Source organism: Streptomyces nitrosporeus (assembly GCF_008704555.1).
GTDB classification, from domain to species: domain Bacteria; phylum Actinomycetota; class Actinomycetes; order Streptomycetales; family Streptomycetaceae; genus Streptomyces; species Streptomyces nitrosporeus.
Genome location: NZ_CP023702.1, coordinates 1,596,318 through 1,619,559 on the forward strand (window position 1 = coordinate 1,596,318; position 23,242 = coordinate 1,619,559).

17 protein-coding genes and 1 pseudogene are annotated in these 23,242 nt (G+C 71.4%); 7 read left to right on the forward strand and 11 right to left on the reverse strand.

Annotated features, from left to right (window positions below):
* Positions 1 to 141 precede the first annotated feature (141 nt).
* From CP967_RS06855 to CP967_RS06880, 6 genes are all read right to left on the reverse strand, one after another.
* Positions 142 to 1,137, reverse strand: coding sequence for a M48 family metalloprotease (locus tag CP967_RS06855; RefSeq protein ID WP_229888348.1), 996 nt, complete (start codon positions 1,135 to 1,137; stop codon positions 142 to 144).
* Positions 1,138 to 1,743: 606 nt separating this feature from the next.
* The gene (locus tag CP967_RS06860; protein ID WP_150487094.1) at positions 1,744 to 2,274 is read right to left on the reverse strand and encodes a Pycsar system effector family protein; all 531 of its coding nucleotides are present in this window, start codon (positions 2,272 to 2,274) and stop codon (positions 1,744 to 1,746) included.
* The gene (locus tag CP967_RS06865) at positions 2,271 to 3,500 is read right to left on the reverse strand and encodes a PE-PGRS family protein (protein WP_150487095.1); all 1,230 of its coding nucleotides are present in this window, start codon (positions 3,498 to 3,500) and stop codon (positions 2,271 to 2,273) included. Before CP967_RS06865 ends, CP967_RS06860 begins: the two co-directional genes overlap by 4 nt.
* A gap of 111 nt (positions 3,501 to 3,611) precedes the next feature.
* Complete coding sequence (locus CP967_RS06870; RefSeq protein WP_150487096.1) at positions 3,612 to 6,008, reverse strand: hypothetical protein; 2,397 nt, start codon at positions 6,006 to 6,008, stop codon at positions 3,612 to 3,614.
* A gap of 17 nt (positions 6,009 to 6,025) precedes the next feature.
* Complete coding sequence (locus tag CP967_RS06875) at positions 6,026 to 6,946, reverse strand: hypothetical protein (RefSeq protein ID WP_229888339.1); 921 nt, start codon at positions 6,944 to 6,946, stop codon at positions 6,026 to 6,028.
* A 165-nt stretch (positions 6,947 to 7,111) separates the two neighbouring features.
* Complete coding sequence (locus CP967_RS06880; RefSeq protein ID WP_150491740.1) at positions 7,112 to 7,795, reverse strand: Crp/Fnr family transcriptional regulator; 684 nt, start codon at positions 7,793 to 7,795, stop codon at positions 7,112 to 7,114.
* Positions 7,796 to 8,360: 565 nt separating this feature from the next.
* Between CP967_RS06880 and CP967_RS06885 the strand changes: the two genes are divergently transcribed.
* Both CP967_RS06885 and CP967_RS06890 read left to right on the forward strand, forming a co-directional pair.
* Complete coding sequence (locus CP967_RS06885) at positions 8,361 to 11,735, forward strand: pyruvate carboxylase (protein WP_150491741.1); 3,375 nt, start codon at positions 8,361 to 8,363, stop codon at positions 11,733 to 11,735.
* Between the two features lie 149 nt (positions 11,736 to 11,884).
* On the forward strand, positions 11,885 to 12,985 hold the full coding sequence (locus CP967_RS06890; RefSeq protein WP_150487097.1) for a hypothetical protein: 1,101 nt from the start codon (positions 11,885 to 11,887) through the stop codon (positions 12,983 to 12,985).
* Positions 12,986 to 13,083: 98 nt separating this feature from the next.
* On the opposite strand, the gene CP967_RS06895 is transcribed toward CP967_RS06890, so the two are convergent.
* Positions 13,084 to 14,859 carry a PASTA domain-containing protein gene (locus CP967_RS06895; protein WP_150487098.1) on the reverse strand — a complete coding sequence of 592 codons (1,776 nt, stop codon included), beginning with the start codon at positions 14,857 to 14,859 and terminating at the stop codon, positions 13,084 to 13,086.
* A gap of 109 nt (positions 14,860 to 14,968) precedes the next feature.
* Complete coding sequence (locus CP967_RS06900; RefSeq protein ID WP_150487099.1) at positions 14,969 to 16,027, reverse strand: vWA domain-containing protein; 1,059 nt, start codon at positions 16,025 to 16,027, stop codon at positions 14,969 to 14,971.
* A gap of 162 nt (positions 16,028 to 16,189) precedes the next feature.
* Here CP967_RS06900 and CP967_RS06905 point away from each other — a divergent pair.
* Both CP967_RS06905 and CP967_RS06910 read left to right on the forward strand, forming a co-directional pair.
* A pseudogene (locus tag CP967_RS06905) lies at positions 16,190 to 16,420 on the forward strand (hypothetical protein); the annotation flags it as partial.
* Between the two features lie 128 nt (positions 16,421 to 16,548).
* Positions 16,549 to 16,776 carry a DUF5133 domain-containing protein gene (locus CP967_RS06910; protein WP_150487100.1) on the forward strand — a complete coding sequence of 76 codons (228 nt, stop codon included), beginning with the start codon at positions 16,549 to 16,551 and terminating at the stop codon, positions 16,774 to 16,776.
* A gap of 93 nt (positions 16,777 to 16,869) precedes the next feature.
* Here the strand turns inward: CP967_RS06910 and CP967_RS06915 are convergent, their stop codons facing one another.
* Positions 16,870 to 19,233: a helix-turn-helix domain-containing protein gene (locus CP967_RS06915; protein ID WP_150487101.1), complete on the reverse strand. Its 2,364-nt coding sequence runs from the start codon at positions 19,231 to 19,233 to the stop codon at positions 16,870 to 16,872.
* 215 nt (positions 19,234 to 19,448) lie between these two features.
* On the opposite strand from CP967_RS06915, the gene CP967_RS06920 reads away from it, so the two are divergent.
* From CP967_RS06920 to CP967_RS06930, 3 genes are all read left to right on the forward strand, one after another.
* Positions 19,449 to 19,676, forward strand: a complete 228-nt coding sequence (locus tag CP967_RS06920; protein WP_150487102.1) for a hypothetical protein — start codon at positions 19,449 to 19,451, stop codon at positions 19,674 to 19,676.
* 72 nt (positions 19,677 to 19,748) lie between these two features.
* Positions 19,749 to 20,837, forward strand: coding sequence for an alpha/beta hydrolase (locus tag CP967_RS06925; RefSeq protein WP_150487103.1), 1,089 nt, complete (start codon positions 19,749 to 19,751; stop codon positions 20,835 to 20,837).
* Positions 20,838 to 20,878: 41 nt separating this feature from the next.
* On the forward strand, positions 20,879 to 22,018 hold the full coding sequence (locus tag CP967_RS06930; protein ID WP_150487104.1) for a serine hydrolase domain-containing protein: 1,140 nt from the start codon (positions 20,879 to 20,881) through the stop codon (positions 22,016 to 22,018).
* A 95-nt stretch (positions 22,019 to 22,113) separates the two neighbouring features.
* Here the strand turns inward: CP967_RS06930 and CP967_RS06935 are convergent, their stop codons facing one another.
* Positions 22,114 to 22,323 (reverse strand): DUF397 domain-containing protein, encoded by a 210-nt coding sequence (locus tag CP967_RS06935; protein ID WP_150487105.1) that lies wholly within the window; start codon positions 22,321 to 22,323, stop codon positions 22,114 to 22,116.
* Complete coding sequence (locus CP967_RS06940; RefSeq protein ID WP_150487106.1) at positions 22,305 to 23,147, reverse strand: helix-turn-helix domain-containing protein; 843 nt, start codon at positions 23,145 to 23,147, stop codon at positions 22,305 to 22,307. The genes CP967_RS06935 and CP967_RS06940 overlap by 19 nt, the downstream gene beginning before the upstream one ends.
* Positions 23,148 to 23,242: the final 95 nt, after the last annotated feature.

The following is a 23,242-nucleotide window of genomic DNA, read 5'->3' on the forward strand; positions in this document are numbered from 1 at the left end:
TGATCGCACACCGCGGCGCGGCCCCGGAGCCGCCGTGCGGCCGGCCGCGGCGTGCGATACCCGGCAGTGAACCGCCCGGCGCCCCGGGCGGGCTAGGGCCGATCGGCCCACGGGTGAGGGACGTTTCCCGGATCCGCGCGTCTACCCGTCGGCGAGGTTGTGGCGCAACTGCCTGATCCTGGCCTCGAATTTCGTGTGCGCGGCCTTCGTGACAAGACGGGTGGTGTCCGGCGTGAGCCCGGGACGGGGGGTGGCGGCCGGCCCGGGTACGTACGGAGGCGGCGGGGGGACGAAGTAGGGCTGCCCTCCCTGGGGGGAGCCGGCCGGTGCCGCTCCCGCCCGGTGCTCGGTTTCCAGTACCTCCAGCAGCTCGTCGCCGAAGCCGAGTCCGACCGCGTACGCGTCGGCACGGAACTCGGCACGGTGGTTCAGCCACGTGATGAGCACAGGGCCCGCAGCGACCGACAGCACGAGCCACCACATCGACTCCGTGAACGCGAAGATGAGAAGGAACTGCACGATGAAGAGCGAAAGGCAGCCACCACAAGCGATGCCGGCGAACTTCTTCGTCCGGAAGAGGGCGGTCAGGCCGAGGACGATCCAGCGCCCGGCCGTGCGGGCGGGCAGTGCGTACCATTCGGCGAGCATGCCCGCCCAGGTGTGTCCGCCGACGTGGTGGCCCAGCTCGTGCGCCAGTACGGCAGCCAGCCGGGAGTCGGGAAGCCGGTCCAACGCGTGTCGTGTGACGCCGACGATGTGTCCGGCTGCGGCCGTGGCGTTCAGCTCGGCGCGTTCCTGGATCCAGAGCTCGTACGTGGCCGGATCGACGCCGGCCCTCCGGGTCACTTCCTCCCACACGGTGCCCAGGCGTTCGGCTTCCGCGGGCGTGGGGTGGCGCATACCGATCAGGTGCCTCGCGATGGCTCCTTCGACCCTGCGTTGGAAGACGAGCGGGCCGGAGAGCAGCCACAGTACGGCCGCGACGACCCCGAGCAGCGGAGAGACCAGGGAGAACACGATGCCGACCACCAGCAGGCTGATCAGCGCGGTGGGGACAGCCACCACCAGCTGCGAGAACGCAGCGCCGTCCATGCCGCGCTGGTAGGCCTTCATGTGCTTCCGCCCGCTCTGCAGCACCAAGTCGTTCTCCGGGCGTGCTGTCGGCCGGCTCGCCCTCGGTGGCTCGGACTCGCCCGGTCCAAGGGAGGCAGGCACCGCGCCGGAGGTCGAAGTGGCCGGAAAGCGGCCCATGTGAGCCGGCCCCGGTGTCTCGTGCTGGGCGAGTACGCCGTCACCGGGACGGGCGGTCCCGGCTGCTCCCGGATACCCCGACTCGGCACCCCCCGGGCAGACCGGCTCGGGCTCTGCCGGGTACACCGGCTCAGGTTCTACCGGGTACACCGGCTCGGGCTCTACCGGGTACACCGGCTCGGGCTCTGCCGGGTACACCGGCTCGGGGCTTTGGGGATACCCAGGGGCCGTCCCAGCCGGGTACACCGGCTCAGGCCCCTCCGGATGCACCGGCACCGCCGGGCCGTTCGGCCGAGCCGACGGCACCTGGCCGAGGAGTTCAGGCGGCTCGGGGGCATGACCGGGGTGGCCCGGCCGGCTGACACCGGAGGCAGAGGACGGGGCAGACATCGGATGGACGGGCGGAGGTACCTCGGGGGTGCCTGTCCTTTCCTGCTCGGACATGACGGTTCGTCTCCTGTTTGTGGTCAAATCCCGTACAAGACGCGTTACTCAGCCGACCAGAAGCGCGCCTGGCAGGAGCATGAGTGCGGCGGTGAAACCGGCTATGCCCATCCGCAGCCAGCCGTACTTGTTCGCGACGATCCTGCTGTTCTCCGTGAGTGAGACGAGCAGGGCGACCGTCGGGACACGGTCCGTCTCCCGCAGAGCCTCCTCCAGCGCCGTGTGTCCCCTGCGGGCGGCACTGCGGATGTCGGCGAAGTGGGTGAGCGGCAGGCCGGGCCGCCAGCCGCGGACGTGGTAACGCGGAACCACCGCCATCAGGAGGGAGACCAGCGAAGCGAGAAAACAGGCCGCGCCCGCCCACCACAGGGCCTGGCCGAACACGGAGAGGGACGTCGGCTTCCATCCCTGGACCGCCAGCACCCCCACCAGAGCCGCCGCCGCCATCCCCTGGGCCGCGACCAGGACGGACCCCTTGGTGTCCGCGCGGGCCGACTCCTGCCGCAGGTCCGCCAGGAGGCGCTCCGCCAGCCGTGGCAGAGCTGCCGGAACCACTGGATCCGGAGCCCCGGTACTCATAGGTCCTGCTTACGGTTCGGCCCCGGGTAACCGAAGATGGGGCCGCCCTCCCCGGGAACCGCTTCGCCGGACGGAGCGCCCTGAGGAGCAGCCGTCCCGGCAGGGTCGTCGCCGGCCGGTTCGTCCGGGGTCGCGGGGGCGGCCTCGGCCTTCGGCCCTTCGACCGCAGGGGGTGTTTCGGCCTGCCCGGACGACAGCCTGGCTGTCAGGACTTCCCGGATGACATTGGCCGCCAGCCTGCGGGGCTCGTCCATCTGGTGCTCCTCCAGGCCTCCGGGACCGCCGCCGAGCGCCTGCATCGCGACCTGGAACTGGTTGTTCAGGGCGCGGAGCTGGTCCTCCCGCAGGTTCTCCATGACCAGGCGGGCGTCCTGTGGGTGACGGGCGAGCTGGAAGGCCATCGCCGTGGGGCCGCCGCGTTCGAGGTGGTAGGCGTAGAACTGGATCTTCTTGGCCTCGATCTCCTGGAGTTCCAGCTCCTGGCGTCCCTGGTTCAGTTGCCGCTCGTGGCCGAGGTTCTGATTCTGGAGCTCGATCCGGTGCTGCTGTGCTCCCTGCGCGAGCGCACGTTCCGCCGCCAGTTCGTCCTCCCTCATGAGCAGGGCATGCTGAGGATCGAGCTTCTGCCGGGCGAACTCGATCTCACGCAGCTGGCGGGCATGTTCGAGTGCCTCCTCGTCGCGGCGGATCTGAATGCCGCAACGGACGGTCAGCCCCGCCCCGGCGCCCAGCGAACCGGCGGCTTCAAGCGCCCGCTGTACTTCCTGCTCGGCCTTCGCGCTGTCCTCCATGGGGAAGCCGCGAAGGACGGGTCGTACGGTCTCCTCGACCTGGCGCTGGAGCAGGCCGGGGACATGGCGCTCTCCGCTCGCCACGAACGCCCCGGGGTCACGGACCTGCCAGCTGCAGTTCAGAGAAACCTCGAAGAGGAACGCGTCATCGCTGCTCGCCAGGGTGAGAACGGCCGAGTACTCGTGCCACCCCATGTCCACCTCGTACACACTGGTCCAGCGACGCGTGGTGAGGTCGGCGCGGCTCGGCCGGCTCGGCGGCAGATAGGCGTCGAGGCCGCCCTGGGCCGTGGTGAAAACCAGGGCGTGGTCGACGCGTGTGGTGCGCAGCGGCTTGAAACGCGCCAACTGCTGGATCGTGATCACGGGATCGACGAGCGGGGAGTGGCGGTTCACGTCCTGCTGCCACTGCGGCGGCTCGTTCATCATTCTCATCTGCTCCTTGGTCGGGTCCCGGCGACTACAGCCGCAGGGCACACCGGATGGGGTGCCGGGCTGTGCACGGTGGGCCGGAGACCGGCTCCCGCGCGGAAGTACTCGGCTTGTTCAGGACGGTGCCGAGGCGCCCGTGATCTCATGCGCCGGTTGTGGCACGAAGGGCGCACGCGGGCCGGTCAGCAGGTGGTGCAGCCTGAGCGCGACCTCGGGCGGGGCCTCCCCCTGGCCGTCGCGCAGGTTCTCCAGCAGGTAGGTCAGCCGCCGGGTGTCCTCGCCCGAGACCGCCAGCAGCACGAGGAGATCCGCGAGGGCGGCCTCGGCCCCGGGGTCGTTCCCTGCGGCACGGACCCAGCTTCGCAACGTCTCCAGACCGGAGGAGGAGCACGTCACGTCGTTCAGGACCTTGCGCCACAGTGCGCCGAGAGAGTGCCGCAGTGTGGCTCCGGCCGTACCGGGGGTGGGATCGGCGCGGCCGAACAGGTCGAGCATGAGCGGGCGGCCGGCGCCTGCCATGCCGTCCGTCGGGCCACAGGCGTGGATCACCGTCCGCAGCACGAATTCCCTCGTCGCGCCCGCCTGTGTCAGGGGTACCAGGGCGGACCACAGTTCGGCGGTCGTGTCCGCGCCGCCGGGCCCCACTGGCTCCTGACCGGCGGCGAGCAGCAGGGCGGCCGCCGACTGGGCGAGATCGTTCAGTTCCTGCGCCCATCCACGCACCGGGCCACCCCGCTGCTCGACTCCCCGTGCCGCTGCCGCGAGCGCGTCGACGGCCTCCCGCGGGAAGGTGTCCCCGACGAGGGCGTACGTCCGCACCGCCGTCCAGCGCAACCGGTGGTCGGGGGCCGCGCACCACTCCTCCAGGATCCGCGGCACGTGCGGAGCACCCAGGCGGTGGGCCAGTGCCAGCGCGTTCGCGGCTGCCATGCGGGACCGGAGCCGGGTGTCGACCGCCCAGGGCCGGATGAGCCGCACCATCGTGGACGGCAGATCCGCGTCCACCAGTACGGCGGCACTCGACGCAGCCCGGGTGCGTACGACAGGACGCGGGTCGTCGGCCAGTCGGCGCAACCAGGCGATGAGCGCGGGGCGGGCCGACGGATGGCCGGTCCAGACCTCGCGGAGCAGAGTGATGGCGGTGAGCGGATCCCTGAACTGGATCTTCGTCTGGAGGACTGGCCCCCATTCCGTCTGCTCCGCCTCCTGGTACCGGTCCGCCAGCGCCCGCTCGACGCGCTGGGCGCTGGACGTGCCGAACACCGGGATGCGAGTCGGTTCGCCCGGGCTCTCGATGCGTTGCAGGAGACCGTAAAGGATGTCGCTCATCTCGGCAGTGAGGGGATAGGCCGCCTCGTCGAAGGCAGCGAGCGAGATGAGGAACGCCTTGTCGTGCAGGGTCTGATCCGTGCTGTCGAACCAGGAACGCACCTGGCGTTCGGCCACGTAGTGGCCGAACGTCCCGAGTTCGGCCAGGGACAGCTCTCCTCGGGCGTACGCGGCGATCCGGTCGGCGAAGCGGGCTGTTTCGCCGACCGGCCGCCGGTGGGCAAGCAGGGAGCGCACCTCGGTGAGGCCGAGGAGTTCGTCCACGCTCCGGCCGCCGAGGTGCTTGTCCTCCAGGTGTCCGCGGAGCAGCGTCTCCGGCTCTGCCGGCCTCCAGGGCACAGGCCTCACCACATCACTGTTGACCACGGGATGCGGGCCTACCACGATGACCAGGTGGCTGCCGGTCGTGTGCAGTCGCTCGATGAGCGCCCGCAGGTGGTGTTCCTGCAGGGGGCGGTCCGCGTCGTTGGCGAAGTCGGCGATGATGTGGCCGCACTGCCCGCGGAGTTCCCCGACGAGCCGCCCCGGCGGCAGCTCCGGGTCGAGCGCCCTGTACGCGGGCGCCCTCACCGCGCGCAGCAGCATGAGGGCCGCGGACCTGCGTCCTGTGGTCGCCGCCCCCGAGAGCACCGTGACACGGTGCTCCTCCAAGGCGGTGAGGGCGAGCGCGAAGGGACTTCCGGGCTCCCAGGGGCCGAGCGTCCCTGAGGCGTCCGCTCCCGCGTCCTCGTTGCCGGAGCCGGGCGGTGCCGGCGTGGTGGAGTCGGATGACGCGCTCGCGGCGCGCGGGGGGTAGACGAAGTGCCGGGCCAGGGCTTCGACTTCCGCGGCAGGGATCCGGCCGGACCGCTCCTCCGTGTCGCCCCCGAGGTGGTATTCGACCTTACTGCCTCCGAGGATCACGTCACCGGTGACCTGGCCGCCGCTGACCCCGTGCTGGTCTCCCCCGACGAGTGAGCCGCCCAGGCGGGCCGAGCGGCCGAGCATGATGCCGGGACTGTGCCGGTACAGGCCTCGGCGGGAGTCCCAGGCGTGTTCCTCCTCCTCGGCGTCCGCATGTTCGCCTGCGACGTCGGCCGTGGACTCGTCTAAGGAGTCGTCGTGAGCCCTCGGCACCTGGTCCGCCCAGGTGTTTCCAGCGGCGCCGTCCGGCAGGGGGCCGCTCTCCCCCTGACCAGGCATGCTTTCGCCTGGCATGTTCACCGTCGGCCTCCGTCGTCGGTCGTGCCCTCGTCGGCGGCGGAGGCGGGAAGCGGGACGGACCCGGTGGCCGAGCCGCCGAGGACGACCCCGCCGGACACCTGGCCGCCGCTGACCCCGTGCTGGTCGCCCCCGACGAGTGATCCGTGGACCACCGGGCTGCCATGGAAATGGAAGACCGCGCCACCACCTCGGCGTTCCTGTGCCGGTGGCCGGGCGGTGGCAAGCTCCGCCGGACCCTCGGGATCCCGGGTCCCGGCAGGCTCCCCGCCGCCGGATGGCGCCGTCCCGTCGCTGGACGCGGACGGGCGTCCTTCGGTCGCCCGCGTGTCCGCGGTGCAGCCGTTGTGCAGCCAGGCAGAGAGCGTTCCGTCCTTTACCGCCACCTCCGAACGCCGGAACAGCTCGGGGCGTACGCCTTGGTGACCGTGCCTGACGATTCCCTCGTACACCGGCGCGCTCACCGCCAGGACGCAGCCCTCGGCCTCCCGCCGGGCAAGTGTGTCCCGCAGGGTGTCGGAATCGAGCAGCCGGAACGCCTGGTTGAGGTCGTGGCCGACGAGTCCTCCGGTGGTCCCTCCCTGGGGGTCGTGTGCGACCTCACCCGACGCGAGCACGATACGCAGCCGCATCTGCGCGCTGCCCGAGGCGAGCCGGTTGTAGTCGTGGACGAGTTCGGGCGTCACCCCGAGAAGTGACCGCAGGACTGCGGTCTTTGCCACATCTCCGCTGATGAGCACGATCAGACCGTCACCGCGGTCCTCTCGGTACTGCTGGGTCGCCTCGACACCGGCGGCCACGAGCGTACGGTCCACGACAGCGTTGAGGGTGCGCCGGAGTGCCACCTGCACCACGTCGTCGCGGCGGCTGAACCTCTCGATGTCGAGGAGCAGGATGGTCCGGTTGACAGGCTCGCGCATGGGTGCCTTCCGCAGAGGACGGGGCCCGGGGCGGGCCGTGTGGATACCGAGAAGGTGTCATTGGTGAGGTGCCGGGGGCGACGGAATCCTGCACACCGCGAATGTGACCGCGTACACACAGCGGGACCTCGCCAGGTGGCCGGGGCCGCGTGCCGAGGGCCTGCGTCATCCCGTCCCGGCACGCGCCATCTGCCGCAGTACGTCCGGACGTACCACCACCAGTCCGCGGCGGCCGGTTCGCACGACGCCCCGGTCCCTCAGCTGCTTCAGAAGCCGGGCGACCGCCTCCCTGGACGCGCCCACCGAACCCGCCAGCTCGCTCTGGGTGAGCCCTGCCGTCAGCTGTACCCCGCCCCCCGCCTCCTCGCCGTGCGTGCGCATCAGCTCCAACAACAGCAGGGCCAGCCGCTCCTGCACGTTGAGGGAGGCGAACTGCACCCGTCGGCGGTCGCTGTCGCGAGTCCGGTCCGCGGTCAGTTCCAGCAGCTTCCGGGAGATGTCAGGGTGCTCGTCCAGAAGCCTGTTGAACCGTCCCGAGTCGACCGCCAGCGCCTCGACCCGGCTCAGGGCCGACACGGTGGCCCCTCGGCGGCGCCCACTGAGCGCGGCCTGCTCACCGATGATGTCCCCCGGGCCTCGTAACGCCAGCAGGGCTTCGTAGCCGTTGGGCGCGGCCGAGGTGACTTTCGTCCATCCGGTGAGGACGATCAGCACGTGTGTCGTGGGCTCATGCTCCCGAAGCAACACCTGACGCACGGGGAAAGCGAGGGGAGTGCCGTTGGCGAAGAGCGCTTCACGGTCCTCTGCCTCCAGCCGGACCACGAAGGGGACCTGGTCCTCGAACTGCATCAGCCGCTTCTCCTCGCAGAACCCTTCACGCTGCGTCACCCGCGCGTGACGATGCGGCAGGCTAGCGCATCCGGCGCTCTCATGCCGAAAGACCGGGTCAGCACATCGATAGGGCGCCGGTCGCCCCCACGACGGCGGCATTCACCGGCCGGTGTCCGGGGGCGGAACGGCCCCGCTGGTGCGGCGGGCGGATTCCGGCGCCCGGGTCGGCCCCGCGAACCGCCCGCCCGTGGGCGGGACGGGCCGACGGACAGGCGGGACAGACGGAACGGCCGGTCGAGCACCGCACAGGAACGGCTGAGCAGGCGCGCCGGCCGGGCCGGCCGCGGCAGACCCGTGGAAGTCCGGACACATCGCGTTTTCCGGCACGTGACGCAGGCCATCGTCTGGGCACGCGATCTCTGGGAATGTCTCCGGTACGGTGACGAACGCTCCGGCCCGGGAACGGGCCCGGGGTTTCGGAGCACCTCACCACCGATCTGTGACCGCCGGGACGCCGGTCCGCGCGTCCGCGCGCCGTCGCCCGCCTTGGGACCGTACGCCCGTGACACGACTGGGGAGTCTGATGTTCGAGAAGGTATTGGTGGCCAACCGCGGGGAGATCGCGATCCGCGCGTTCCGCGCGGCGTTCGAGCTCGGGATCTCGACGGTGGCCGTGTACCCGCACGAGGACCGCAACTCCCTGCACCGGGCCAAGGCCGACGAGGCGTACCGGATCGGGGAGCCGGGGCATCCCGTGCGGGCGTACCTCTCGGTGGACGAGGTCGTCCGGGCCGCCCGGGAGGCGGGGGCCGACGCGATCTACCCGGGGTACGGCTTCCTGTCGGAGAACCCCGACCTCGCCGCCGCCTGCGCGGACGCCGGGATCACCTTCGTGGGGCCTCCGGCGCCGGTGCTGAACCTGACGGGGAACAAGTCCCGGGCGGTCGCGGCGGCCCGGGAGGCCGGTGTGCCGGTGCTGAAGTCGTCCGAGCCGTCCGAGGACGTCGACACACTGGTCGCCGCCAGTGAGGACATCGGCTTCCCGGTCTTCGTGAAGGCGGTCGCGGGTGGTGGCGGGCGCGGGATGCGCCGGGTCGCGGAGCCCGGTGAGCTGCGCGAGTCGATCGACGCGGCGATGCGCGAGGCCCGTTCGGCGTTCGGTGACGCGACGGTCTTCCTGGAGCAGGCGGTGATCGACCCCCGCCACATCGAGGTGCAGATCCTCGCGGACGCCGAGGGCAACGTCGTGCATCTCTTCGAGCGGGACTGCTCGGTGCAGCGCCGCCACCAGAAGGTGGTGGAGATCGCGCCCGCGCCGAACCTCGATCCGGCGCTGCGGGAGCGGATCTGCGCGGACGCCGTCGCCTTCGCCCGCCATATCGGCTATGTGAACGCGGGCACCGTCGAGTTCCTCGTGGACGGGCGCGGCAACCACGTCTTCATCGAGATGAATCCGCGCATCCAGGTCGAGCACACCGTGACCGAGCAGGTGACCGGGCGCGACCTCGTCATCGCGCAGCTGCGGATCGCCGCCGGCATGACCCTGCCCGAACTGCGGCTGACCCAGGACGACATCACCCTCACCGGTACCGCCCTGCAGTGCCGCATCACCACGGAGGACCCGGCCAACGGGTTCCGGCCGGACACCGGCACCATCTCCGCCTACCGTTCGCCCGGCGGGCCCGGCGTCCGGCTGGACGGCGGCACCGTGCACACCGGTGCCGAGGTCTCCGCGCACTTCGACTCGATGCTGGTGAAGCTCACCTGCCACGGGCACGACTTCGCGAACGCGGCCCGCCGCGCGCGCCGGGCCATCGCGGAGTTCCGGATCCGCGGGGTGGCCACCAACCTTCCGTTCCTCGGTGCGGTGCTGGACCAGCCCGACTTCCGGGCGGGGCACATCACCACCGGGTTCATCGACGCGCACCCGGAGCTGATCCGGGCCCGCCCGTCGGCGGACCGCGGCAGCCGCATGCTGCACTACCTCGCCGAGACGACGGTCAACCGCCCCTACGGGACCCGCCCGTCCGTCATCGAGCCGGCCGCCAAGCTGCCCCCGCTCCCGTCCGGGATCCCGCGGGCCGGGTCGCGCCAGCGCCTCGCCGCCCTCGGCCCCGAGGCGTTCGCCGCCGAACTGCGCGCCCAGCCGGCGGTGGCGGTCACCGACACGACCTTCCGCGACGCCCACCAGTCCCTGCTGGCGACCCGGGTCAGGACCCGGGACCTGCTGGCCGTCGCCCCGCACGTCGCCCGCACCGTCCCCGAGCTGCTCAGCCTGGAGTGCTGGGGAGGCGCGACGTACGACGTGGCGCTGCGTTTCCTGGCCGAGGACCCGTGGGAGCGGCTGGCGAAGCTCCGGGAAGCGGTACCCAACATCTGTACGCAGATGCTGCTGCGCGGCCGGAACACGGTCGGGTACACGCCCTACCCCACCGAGGTCACCGAGGCGTTCGTCGCCGAGGCCGCCTCCACCGGGATGGACATCTTCCGGATCTTCGACGCCCTCAACGACGTGTCCCAGATGCGCCCGGCGATCGACGCCGTGCGCGCCACCGGCACCGCCCTCGCCGAGGTCGCGCTCTGCTACACCGCGGACCTGTCCGACCCCGGTGAGACCCTGTACACCCTCGACTACTACCTGCGTCTCGCCGAGCAGATCGTGGAGGCGGGCGCCCATGTGCTCGCCATCAAGGACATGGCCGGGCTGCTGCGCCCGCCGGCCGCCCGCACCCTGGTGACCGCGCTGCGCGAACGGTTCGACCTCCCGGTCCACCTGCACACCCACGACACCGCGGGCGGTCAGCTCGCCACACTGGTCGCCGCGATCGACGCGGGGGTCGACGCGGTCGACGCGGCGGTCGCCTCCATGGCCGGCACCACCAGCCAGCCCCCGCTGTCGGCGCTGGTCGCCGCGACCGACCACACCGAGCGCGCCACGGGTCTCTCCCTCCAGGCGGTCGGCGACCTGGAGCCGTACTGGGAGGCGACGCGCAAGGTCTACGCCCCCTTCGAGTCCGGACTCGCCTCCCCCACCGGCCGGATCTACCACCACGAGATCCCCGGCGGGCAGTTGTCCAACCTGCGCCAGCAGGCCATCGCCCTCGGTCTGGGCGACCGCTTCGAACTGATCGAGGACTGCTACGCGGCGGCCGACCGCATGCTCGGCCGGCTGGTGAAGGTGACGCCGTCCTCGAAGGTGGTCGGCGACCTCGCCCTGCATCTGGTGGGCGCGGGTGTCGAGGCGGCGGACTTCGAGTCGGACCCGGGCAAGTTCGACGTACCGGACTCCGTGATCGGCTTCCTCCGGGGCGAGCTGGGCGATCCGCCGGGCGGCTGGCCAGAGCCGTTCCGTACCCGTGCGCTGCACGGCCGCCCGGACAAGGCGCGGACGCCGCACCTGTCGGACGAGGACCGCGAGGCCCTGCGGACGGCACCGCGCGCGACGCTGAACCGGCTCCTCTTCCCGGGCCCGACCAAGGAGTTCGAGGCCCACCGTGAGACGTACGGGGACACGTCGGTGCTGCCGACCCAGGACTTCCTGTACGGGCTGGAGACCGAGACCGAACACACCGTCACCCTCGAACCGGGGGTGACCCTGCTGATCGAGCTGGAGGCCGTCTCCGAGGCCGACGAGCGCGGTTTCCGCAGCGTACTGGCCACTCTCAACGGGCAGTTGAGGCCGGTCTCGGTGCGGGACCGGTCCGTGGCCACCGAGGTCAAGGCCGCCGAGAAGGCCGACCGCTCCCGGCCCGGCCATGTCGCGGCGCCGTTCGCCGGGGTGGTCACGCTCCAGGTTGAGGAGGGCGCTCCGGTGGCGGCGGGCGAGACGGTCGCCACGATCGAGGCGATGAAGATGGAGGCGTCGATCACCGCGCAGACGGCGGGCACCGTACGGCGTCTCGCGATCGGCGGTGTCCAGCAGGTGGAGGCGGGGGATCTGCTGATCGAGATCGGCTGACCGCACCCAGGCCCGCCGCGTCTCCCCCGCCGTTCCCCCGGTGTCAGCGGCCCGTGTGATGATGCGCAGCACACATGTCCGCCCGGGGCGAGGTCCGGGCGCGGCCCCGGGCCTGGCCGGGGCGGGTGAGAAGGGGCGGGGGCACAGCCGTGGGCAAGGAGAGTTCGTCGATACCGGACGAGGAGTGGGAACGCTTCCTGCGGGATGCCGGAGCGGGCGCGGCCGAGGCTCCCCAGGAGCCCTCGGCGCGGGCCCGGATGGTGACGCGGCGGCTGCGCGAGGAGCCGGAACCGCCGCGTGGCTGGCGGATCCACGAGCCGCCCCGGCAAAGGCGGGGCAAGGGCCGGTACGCCGTCGGCCTGGTGGCGGTCGTGGTCTGCCTGTTGGCCGTGGTGCTGGCTCCGGGGCCGGTGGCCGGATGGTTCGGCGGTGAGGACGACACCGGTTCGTCGTCCGCCGCCGTGCGGGAGGGGCCCGGCGGGTCCGCGGCCGGAGGCTCCCAGGACGCGGTACCGACGGTCGAGGAGCCGTTCAGGGGGTCGCCGGCGGCCGGCTGGGAGGACGGAAGGGCCGGTATCGGCCTGCCCGAGGCGCGTGCGACCGGCTGGATGGACAAGGGGCAGGTCGCCGACGCCCTCGACCGGACCCTGGACTTCCTGGCCGCCTCCAGCCTGGACGCCGGGGTGCTGGCCGGGCAGCGGCCGGACGGGGCGATCGCGCTGGTCAACCCGCACCAGGAGGACGTGCGGGACTATGTGAAGGCCGCGTTCGGCTCCCCCAGCGAGGAGAACGACCCGCTGCTGCTGTTCAGCCGCTTCGACGCGTCGGAGGTACGGCCCGCCGGGGACGTGGTCAAGACCCGGGGGAAGGTGACGTACCGGGAGGGGAAACGCGGTGCGCTGGAGGTGACCGCCGATGTCACCTATGTCTACGCGCTCGTCCGCGCGGACGGGGAGAGCGACGAGGTCGCCCGTACGGTCGTGCGCCGCGAGACCGTGATGAGCTGGGACGACCCGGAGAAGGTGATCACCGAGCCGGGGACGTTCTCGCTCGTCTCCTATGCGGCGGACATCGCCAACGGCGGCTGTGACAACCACACCGGTTATTTCTCCCCCGAGTTCGTCGCCGAACGTACGGCCGGCGGTTCGGGTGAGGGCCCCGAGGTGGACCCGTACGACCGGGACGTCCCCATGGAGGAGCGGATGCGCCAGGGCGACGCGACGGAGTGCGGGAGGGCCGGCCGCCTCTGACCGGGGCGCCCGGCAGCACCACTCGCCCGCCGGCCTGCCTGCCTGCTCGTCCGCCTGCGGGATTTCCGTCAGGCGGACGGGCCGTACCGCTCTTCCGCTCACCCGCTGTTGTAACCCCACCTCGCCTGGCCGTCCTTGCCCATGTAGCACTTCGCGGGGCGGCCGTCGGCCGTGGTCGCGGTGGCACCCACGGGTGAGCAGTACCGTCCGAAGCCGACACCGGCTCCACCGCCGGAGGTGCCACCGGACCCGCCCGTGGACCCGCCTGTGGACGACCCGCCCGAGGTGGATCCTCCGCCGCTGCCGCCGGACGAAGTGCCGCCGCCGGACGGGCTTCCGCCGGAACCGCTGCCGTACGAGGGCCGGGGGCGCGGCTCGGGGTCGGCCTTCGGCTTCGGCTCGGGTTCCGGCTTCGGCTTCGGCTTCGGCTTCGGCTTCGGTGTGGGCTTCGGGCTGGGGGCGGTACAGGGGTCTCCCGGGCCGATCAGCCACAGGTCGACCGGCCTCCACGTGGAGATCTCGGTGCCGGGGTCCGGTTGCTGGCGGCAGACCTCCCAGGCGGCCTGGCCGTCCGGGTCGTCGCTCAGGCGCTTCCCTGTGTGCGCGTGGAAGCGGTCCACCCGGGTGGCTTCGACGTCGAGCCCGGCAAGCGTGTCCGAGGCGTCCGCGTAGCGCTCACCGACCAGGTCCGGCATGAGGATGCGGCGCGGCCCGAACAGGTTCGCCGGGCACTCCTCCCTCTCCGGTACGGCGTACAGGGTCAGCATCCTGGAGGAGGGCCGGACGGTCTCGCCCCTGGCAGGCGTCTGGAAGCAGATCCGCCAGTCCGCCGCGGAACCCGTCACCGGCCGGAAGCCTGAGGTCGCGTCGGCCGTCGACACCCTCATCCACCCCTGGCCGTCGGCCTCGGCGGTGGCCGCCGCGAGGGAGGAGTTGCCGAAGAACGGGACCCGCAGGCTGCCGTCGGCGCTCGCCCCCGTCGTGGCGGTCCCCTCGCCGGGTCCGGACGCCAGCCCGCCGGCGAGCAGTGCCACCGTCCCCACGGACATCAGGACCGGGTGCCGGCGCATCCATGTGAGCCGGCGGGCCTTCGGGCCGGGGCGGAGGGGGGAGTCGGGGGGCAGCGCCTCTCCCCCGGAGACGAGGAGCTTCCCCTTGGGGTCCAGCTTCGAGCCGTGCAGCTTGTGGAGCTTGCCTCCGACGAGGAGGTCGACGGAGTCGAGGATGCCGTACGGGCCGCGGAGAATCTTCCAGGGCCCCGGCACACGTATCGCCTTGGGCGACAGGAAACCGCGCAGCAGGATGAGTCCGCGGCTGGTCAGCGCGGCATAGCTCCAGCCGTCGTGGTAGAGCGCGCGGACCGCTTCGCCGGGTTCCAGCTCCTCCAGCAGCGCCTTCCTGCCGTCCTCGGGGAGACTGACCGTCTCGCCCGCCAGGACCTCGCGCAGGCCGGGCTTCTCTCCGGCGGGCCCTGCGGGCGGCACCGGCGCCCCGGGCGCGGGGCTCCCGGCCGCGGGTCTCCCCCTGCGTACGAGCAGTTCGCCCGCCGGGTCGGTCGCCGAGCCCCAGAAACCGGCGGGCCGGCCCCGCACGGAGAGTTCCACGCGCCGCTGGGGGCCGTGGGCGGGGCGGAGGACCACCAGCGGCACGGGGACCCGGACCGAGGTCCTCTTGTCCAGAAGGATCAGGGCGCCTTCGGTGAGGGCCGCACGCCCTTCCTCCCGGCGGTAGAGGGCGAGTACCTCTTCTCCTGCCCGGAGGGCACGCAGGAGCGTTTCCGCTTCCTGGGTGGTGATTCCCGCGGCTTCGTCGGCCGCCACCCGCATGGTGCGTGAGTCGTTCCGCAGGAGACGCTGCGCTGAAGTCCCGGACATGCGGGGATATTAACGACTGCCGCCCCAGGGGCGAAAACCAGCCATCCGGAAGCCCGCCCCGGGATCCGGCCGTCCGCCCGCCCACCCGGCCGCCGGCTGTCCGTCCAGGTCAGAGCATGATGAGCAGACGCGTCTTCGGCTTGAGCTTCCTGTTCACCGAACGGCTCTGTACGTACACCTCCAGATCGGGGTTGTTCCCGGCCTTCACGGAGACGGTGCCCTGGATGCCCGTGCCGAACAGGAGGTTGCGGGCGGCGTCACCCGTGTAGGCGCGGTCGGTGTTCTTCTCCACCACGATGACGTCCTTGTCGGGCTGGACCTGGACCCGGGCACCCAGCTGGTAGTAGCAGGAACCGCGCTGGTACGTCACGCCCGGGTGCGAATCGACGAAGGCCCGGATCCCGGTCTCCTGGTCGACCTTGAGCAGGCGGTACCTGTCGGTCGGGACCGGTTCGAGGCTGGCCCGCACCTGGTCGACGGATATGCCCTGGCCGACGGCGAACAGGTTCTTCGTGCCGCGCACGCCCTGTTCGCGGCCCCGGAGGAAGCTGGTGGCGGCGGCGCGGACGGTGCCGATCGCCTCCTCGACCCCTTCCTTGGAGTCCGCGTCCCATATGGCGATGTTCCCGGCCGGGAAGCCGTAGTTCTGGGCGGTGCGCTTGGCCAGGGAGTTCGGGACGAGGATCGCGGAGGTCCAGTGGCCCGGCAGCGCGCCCATCTTCGCCGTGATCCTGTCGAGCCACGGCCCGAGGATGCTCATGTCGCCGTCGTGCCGCCTGTCGCCGCCGGAGGCGTTCTCCTCGCCGTCCGTCACCACGATCTGGAGGAAGCTGTGCTCGCCGTACTCCTCCCAGATGTGCCCGAGGTCGTCCAGGGACTTCAGGGACGCCTCGATGAGGGCCGTGGCGCCGTTGTTGACCTTGTACAGGCCGCGCATGGACGGCAGATGCTTCACGTCCATGTCCCAGACGAGGTTCTCGACACGGTGGTCGAAGGAGTAGAGGCTGATCCGGGTCTCGTGGCCGAGGCTGTCCGACTCGGCCTTCAGTCCCGCCACGAACTCGTCCACGACGCGGATGAGCTGGCCTTCGTGCGGACGCATCGAACCCGAGCAGTCCACGACCAGCGCGACGTGGTTGACCTTGTGCTGAATCCTGTTGGCGGCCATGCTTCCGCTCCCCCTCCGACGTTCCCCGAGTGATGTCTTCACCCTAGGAGGGGGCTCTGACAACGGGACCCGCCGAACCGTCAGTGCGGGAAGGTACGGGGCGGGCGGGTGATGACGGAATCGCGGAACTCGGCGCTCCGGCACACGACGCCGGAGCTGCCGGGCCGCCGCCCCGAGCCCGGTCTGCTGCTCCTGCGCGATCTGCGCGAACTGCATCTCGCCGCCGCGCACAACTCGTTGCACTGGAAGATGCTCGCCCAGGTTGCCCAGGCCACCAGGTCCACCGGACTGCTCGACCTGGCCTCGTCCTGTCATCCGCGGACGCTGCGCCAGATGCGCTGGACCAACACCATGATCAAGAACCTGTCTCCCCAGATCCTCAGCAGTCTGTGACCCCGGGGACGGAACCGGGAACGGGACGCGCGTAGGGAGGCATAGGGGGCGGGGGCCGGGGTAGACGGGCCGATGACCGGCCCGGACGGCAGACGGAACCCGGACGGCAGACGGAGAAGGAGACTTCGGTGTTGATGGCCCACCCTGCGGTGCTGCAGAACCTCATCGAGCAGTACGACACCCTGCGGATTCTGCACGCGGAGAACGGCGACCCCGATGTCCGGCAGCGGATGAACGACGTCGCCTACACGCTCTGTGTCTCCACCGGCACCCGTGACGTCGACACCGCTCTGATCGTCGCACGCCACCGGCTGCCCGGCGGACGCGTCCAGGACGACTCCGTCCTCACCGGCTGAAAAGGTCCGGAGCCCCCGCCCGTACGCCGGAGCCCCCTCCCCGGCGTACGGGGCGGGGGCTCCGCGCGTCCGCCGGGGAGGGCGGAGCACCGCTCAGGGCCGGTGCGGGGAGCGGCCGAGGTGGTGCTGGAGGTGGGTGTGGCGGAACTGGTAGACGGCGCCCGTCCGCCGGAGGACGCCCCGGTGGTACGCGTCCTTCAGGAACGCGGCGGTGTTCCAGGGCAGCTGGCCCCGGAGGGGCAGCAGGAGGCGCGCGAAGACCATCCACTGCCCCCACGCGGTGAAGCACAGGGCGTACGAGAGGCCGCCGCCGACGCCGCCCACCGTGCCGATGACGACCGCGTCCTGCGGCAGCCACAGCAGAGGGCCCAGGACGGGGTCCAGCAGATCGGTGACCAGTCCTCCGCCGAAGGCGATCGTCAGGGCCAGCGCGGGAGCGATGACGGACAGCTGGCTCCGTACCGCCCTGCGGTTGGCGTCCAGGAGGCTGTCGGGTGTGGCCGCGGAGGACACGTCCAGGGGTGCTTCCAGCATGGCGGCCAGTCCGAAGACCGTGCCGAAGGCGGTGCCGAAGATCAGCCCGAGGAGCAGTCCGTCGGTCGCGAGGACCCGGAGCACCTCGGGCGACGTGAGCGGCCAGTCGAGGTAGAGGACCCGTTGCAGCGTGCTGGTGCAGGAGACGCCGATGCCCATGGCGAACCCCGCCAGCAGCATCGCGCCGAAACGGGTGGCGAACGTGCGGGCCGGCGACCGTCCGGCGCCGAGTCCGCCGCGCAGGCGCAGCCGTGTGCGCGAGGGGGCGAAGACGCTGCCGCCGAACGTGGTCATCCCCGCGTACAGGGCCCCGCAGGTGATTCCCGCGCCGAGTCCCAGGGCGGCCCCCTGGGTCATCACCGCGACGAACTGGATCTCGTGGAGGAACACGAAGATCAGCGCGTTGGCCAGCCAGACCGGCAGGGCGACGCACAGCGCGGACACCGCCGCCACGGCCAGCGCGCGGGTCGAGGTGCGCAGCGACCCGCTGATCTGCCACCACGCGATGTCCTGCCGCTCCCGGCCGGCCTGGTCCAGGTGGCGGGCGAGGTAGCCGAACCAGCGGTGGGCGCGCTCCGGTGTCCACTCCCGGTGCCGGCCGCCCCGGGCATGCTCCTCGGATGTGAGGGGCCGGTGGTCGGACGGGCGGGGCCGGTAGACCGCGGGTACGAAAGCGGCGAGCAGATGCCGCCGCAGGGAGTCCTCCGTCGGGAAGCGTGACCCGTCCGTCAGCTCCTCCGGGTCCCCGGCCCGCCCCTCGCCGTACACCGTGCGGGCCAGGAACACCATCAGCGGGGTGCCGAGGACCCGTTGGAGCCGGACGTCCGGGTCCGTCCGGCCGGTCAGGGCCCGGTTCCACGGGCCGTCGCCCGGCGGGGCGGAGCGGGTGGCACGGGGCATGTAGTCGAGGAGGTCGGCCGGAGTGATCCCGGTCAGCTCGACCGCGGCAGCCCATTTCAGGGGCGTCACCGCTCCGTCCCGCGTGGGCCGTACGGCCTTCTCGTACTCGTCCGGGCGGCTGGTCAGGACGAGCGGCAGCGACGTCCGGTCGAGTTCGTCGAGCGCCCGGCGCCGCAGGCCCTCGGCCATCTCGTCGAATCCGTCCAGCACCGGGAGTACGTGGCCGTCCTCGACCAGCGCGGCGGCCAGCGTCCCCGCAGTGGACGAACCGCGGGCCAGGTACGGGTAGTCGCGCAGTAGCCGCCCGGTCAGCCAGCCGCGCAGTGTGTGGACCGTCGGGTCCCAGGAACCGATACCGAAGATCACCGGTACGGGGTCGGCGCCGGTGCGGGCGCCGTCCTGGAGGAGATCGAGGACGAGCCGGACCGCGAGCACCGATTTTCCCGAACCGGCCTGGCCGAGGACCACCAGCCGCCCCGAACCGATGCTCCGGTACAGGTCGCCGATGCTTCGCTGGTCGCCGCCCAGGTCCAGGGGCTCGGCCACGGCTCCCGGCGGAAGGCGCCGGATGTTCGCGTCCAGGTCGGTGATCCCGGTGGACACGGAGCGCCAGCGCACCGGGAGCGGGTACGGGTCGAGGACCAGGCGCTGTTCTTCCTCGCGCCGCAAGCGGCGCCCGGTTTCCGTGGCCAGATCGGCGGCGGCTTCGGAAAGACGGCTGTTCGCGGGCCGGGAGAAGGGCCGGCGGATTTCCGGCGGGGAGGGTTCTTCCGCGACGGTTCCGAGTGGGTCCTCTTTCTGGATCCCGGTGAGCAGAGCCGCTATTCGCCCCCGGTCCTCGGTGTTCGGCTCCATGGCGTCGAGCAGCCGGTTCACGGTGTCCCTGCGGACGTTACGGGATTTCCCGGTCTCGATCCGGCTGATGTGGGTCGCGCTGATTCCGGAGCGCTCTTCCAGCTTCAGCTGGCTCAGTCCCGCCTTCTCCCGCAGTTCCCTCAGTAAGGGGCCGATCTCGTCAGCCACTTCGAGTCCCTTCCGCCTGGTGATCCGGGCGCCGCAGTCTACCGGGACGGCCTTGACCTATATGTCAAGGCGCATGTCATGGCCTCCTTCCCGGCCCGGTGCCACGCTCGGAGCCACCTGAACCGCCCGTGCCGCAGGGGGGAGATCGGCTGCCGTGCCGGACGGCCGGACGGCCCCTGGCGCGGGCAGCGCGTGTCAAGAGAGCAGGAATCGACATGGCCTATCGCTACTGGTGCGGTGAATGCCGCCATCGGTCCCCGTGGCTGCGTGAGTACGAGATCGAACAGGCGCACACCGACCATTACGTGGCCGAGCATCCGCGGATCGCACCGGAGGGACGGATCGAAAGCAACGGAAAAAACTCCGAAGGGGCATCAGGATACCTGCTGGTACTGGTCGTTCTCGCCCTTCTGCTGATTCTTCCGGCCGTCTTCCAGCGGTGATCCGGGCCGGTCGCGAGAGCTCCGGGACAGTGATGCCGACCGATGAGAGAAACGTGAAAGGCAGGAATCACCATGACCCCACCGCCGTCCCGTGCCCGGCACCGCGTCCGCCGGGCCCTGTCCACCGCCGCCGCCGCGGTCGCCGTACTCGGTGCCCTGGCCGTGCCGCCGGCCCACGCCGGCGCATCGCAGGTCCCCGTCTTCCGTGACGGGTTCGGCCTCACCCAGGTCGCCGACGGTTCCGTGGTCCGCGGCGATACGGACTTCACCCTCACCGTCACCTCCGCCGAGGTCACAGGCCCCCACCGGATCCGGGTGTTCCTGCCCTCGGGGTACGCCGCGGACCCCGGACGGCGCTGGCCCGTCACGTACTTCCTGCACGGCGGTCCCGGCACCGTCGACGACGTGGCGGCGGTGCCGGCCCTGCGCTCCGACGACATGATCACCGTGGTGCCCGACGGCGGACGGAAGGGCTGGTACGCCGACTGGGTCATGCAGAACACCGCGCTGGGCGCCGCCGACTGGGAGACCTTCCACCTCGAACAGGTCGTCCCGTTCATCGACGCCAACCTCCGCACCGTGCCGGACCGCGCCCACCGCGCCGTCTCCGGGCTGTCCATGGGCGGCAGCGGCGCACTGCACTACGCCGAGGCCCGGCCCGACCTGTTCGGCCACGTGGCCGCCCTGTCCGGCGGACTCGACTTCGGCATGGCGGAGTTCCGCGCCGCGGTCCTGGCCACGGAGCTGAACCTGCCGGGCGCCTGGTGCGCCATCAGCTCCGCCGCCCCCGGTACCTGCGCGGACTACGGCCCGTACGTCGACAGCGACGCGGTCTTCGGCTCGCCGTACCCGGTCCTCGGCGCCGACCGGGTCTGGAAGGCGTACGACCCCGCCGCCCCCACGAACCTGTCCCGCCTCGCCGACACCGGGATCACCCTCTACACCGGCGACAACGACCTCATCGAGAGCTACACCGCCCGGGCCGCGCACACCGTCAAGGCCCGTCTGGACCAGCTCGGCATCGCGAACCGCCTCGTCGACTACGGAAACGGCGCCTCCCTCTCCCCGGCCTGCAACGGCGGGCACACCTACGCCTGCTGGGCCCCCGCCTTCGCGGACTGGGTGCCGCGCGTGACGGCGGCCTTCGCAGCCGCCGCCTGACATTCCCGCGTCCGACCGACGCCTCATCAAGGAGAACCCGCATGACCACCCGTCGGAACAGAACCAGGCTCTCCGCCGCCATCGGCGCCGTGTGCGCGCTGACGCTGACGCTCACCGCGCACAGCGGCACGGCGTACGCCCGGTCCGATGACCACACAGCGACGCGCACGGCGCTCCAGGCACTCCAGGCCGGCGGCGGCCCGGGAGCCGCCGTCCACGCCGGCACGGAGGGAGACGGCTGGACCCTGTCCGCCGGCACCGGCACGTTCGGTGCCGACCGGCCGATCCGGCAGGACGAGCACCTCCTCATCGGCAGCCAGACGAAGAGCTTCACGGCCACCGTGGTGCTGCAACTGGTCGACGAGGGCAGGGTCTCCCTGGACACGCCCATCGAGACGTACCTGCCCGGTGTCGTCACCGGCAACGGTTACGACGGCACACGCATCACCGTGCGGCACCTCCTCCAGCACACCAGCGGCATCGCGGCGTACAGTCCGGGCATCCCGTTGACGGTGTCGGTCCAGCCCCCGCGCAACCCCGACGGTACGTACGATCCGCGTGCCGTCGTACGGACGGGGCTGAGCCTCGCCCCCGTCTCGGTGCCGGGCGCGAGCTTCACGTACTCCAACACCAACTACATGATCCTCGGGCTGCTCGTCGAGGCGGTCACCGGAGCACCCGCGCGCGAGGCGGTCCGGAGCCGCGTCATCGAGCCGCTGGGCCTCACCGGGACCTCCTTCCCCGCCCCCGGGGACCGCTCACTGCCCCTCCCGGCGGTCACCGGCTACCACGGGGCCCGGCTCGGCGGGGTCTCCTTCTGGACCCCCGCCGCGATCCTCGACCCGTCCCTCTACGGCAGCGCCGGGGCGATGGTGTCCACCCTGGAGGACGTGACGGCCTTCTACAGGTCGCTCCTCGGCGGTGAGCTCGTCTCGTCCGCATCCCTGGCCGAGATGACGGACACCACCGGCTTCGGCGTCGGCCTGGGACTCGCCTCCATACAGTTGTCCTGCGGTGTCACGGCATGGGGCCACGACGGCATGATGCCGGGCTACCTCTCCTACACCCTGGTCACGGAAGACGGCCGGTACGCCTCCACCATGACCAACGCCCTGTTCCGGCTCGGCACGCCCAAGGCCCAGATGCGCGAGGTCGCGGACACGGCCATCTGCGAGGGCTGATCCCGGCACACCGGTGGCCGCCTCCCCTGCCGGAACCCGGCGGGGAAGGCGGCCACCGGCACGGGGCCGGTCCGGCTCCTGGTCCGGGAAACGCCTCAGACGGCCAGGGTGCCGCTCTTCACCGCGGACACGAAGGACGACCAGTCGTCCGCCGCGAAGGTGAGGGCGGGGCCGTGCGGGTTCTTGCTGTCCCGGACGGGGACGAACGCGGTGAAGTCGTCGGAGACCTCGACGCACTGTCCACCGTCCTGATTGCTGTAACTGCTCGCACGCCAAGTCGCCACAGTCAGGTCGAGGGGTCGCACGGCACTTCCTCCAGAAGGCGCAGAATGAACTTCCGCGACTCGGCAGGGGTCAACGCCAGGTCGCGTACCGAATCATATGCGCGTTGCAGCTGCTCAACCGGGCTGGTTTCTTCGATGAGTTCCCCTCGGTACCCGTTCTCCGCGTAGGCCACGACACGCCCCTCCGTCAGACGAAGAAACATCACGTCGGTATTGGTCAGGGCGTGAAGCCCCACACTGAACGGTGCCACCTGCACCGTTACCCCGTCCCTCTCCCCCGCCTCCCTCAAGTACTCCAGTTGCTGTCGCCACTCACCGGCATCCCTCAAAGGGGACCTCAAGACCGCCTCGGACAGAATGGTGCGGAACTGAGGTGCGGCTTCGCCCGCCAGCAACTCCCGTCGCCCTGTCCGTGCCTCGACCTGTTGGTCCAGGGTGTCGCCGCGCAGCCCTCCTGCGGCCAGCAGCTCCCTCGCGTACCCCGGTGTCTGGAGCAGACCTGGCACGATGCTCACCGCGAAGTGCCACAGGCTCGTCGCCTCCGCCTCCAGGGCCATGTACCGCCGGTACCGCTCCTTGAACTGCGTCTGGTCGCTGATGGCCAGCTCCCACAGTGCCAGCAGCAACCCCGGTGTCTCGTAGTACTGGTCGAGCGCCTCCACGACCTCCGGGCCGCCGACCGTCTCGCCCTTCTCCATCTTGCCGAACAACGACCAGTCCCAGCCCAGCCGTTCACCGAGCTGACGCAGACTGTCGCCGCGCGCGGCGCGCAAGGACCTCAGCTCCTCCGCGAACCGTGCGCGGGGTTCCCTGCTGCGGCCCGTGACCGCCCGCCTCGTCGGCATCTCACCCTCCGTGGAACGTGTGGAACGTGGCTCACCGCCGGGGAAGCACGCCCCGCCCCCGGTGTGTCACTTCCCTGACCGGGCCATTCTCGTAA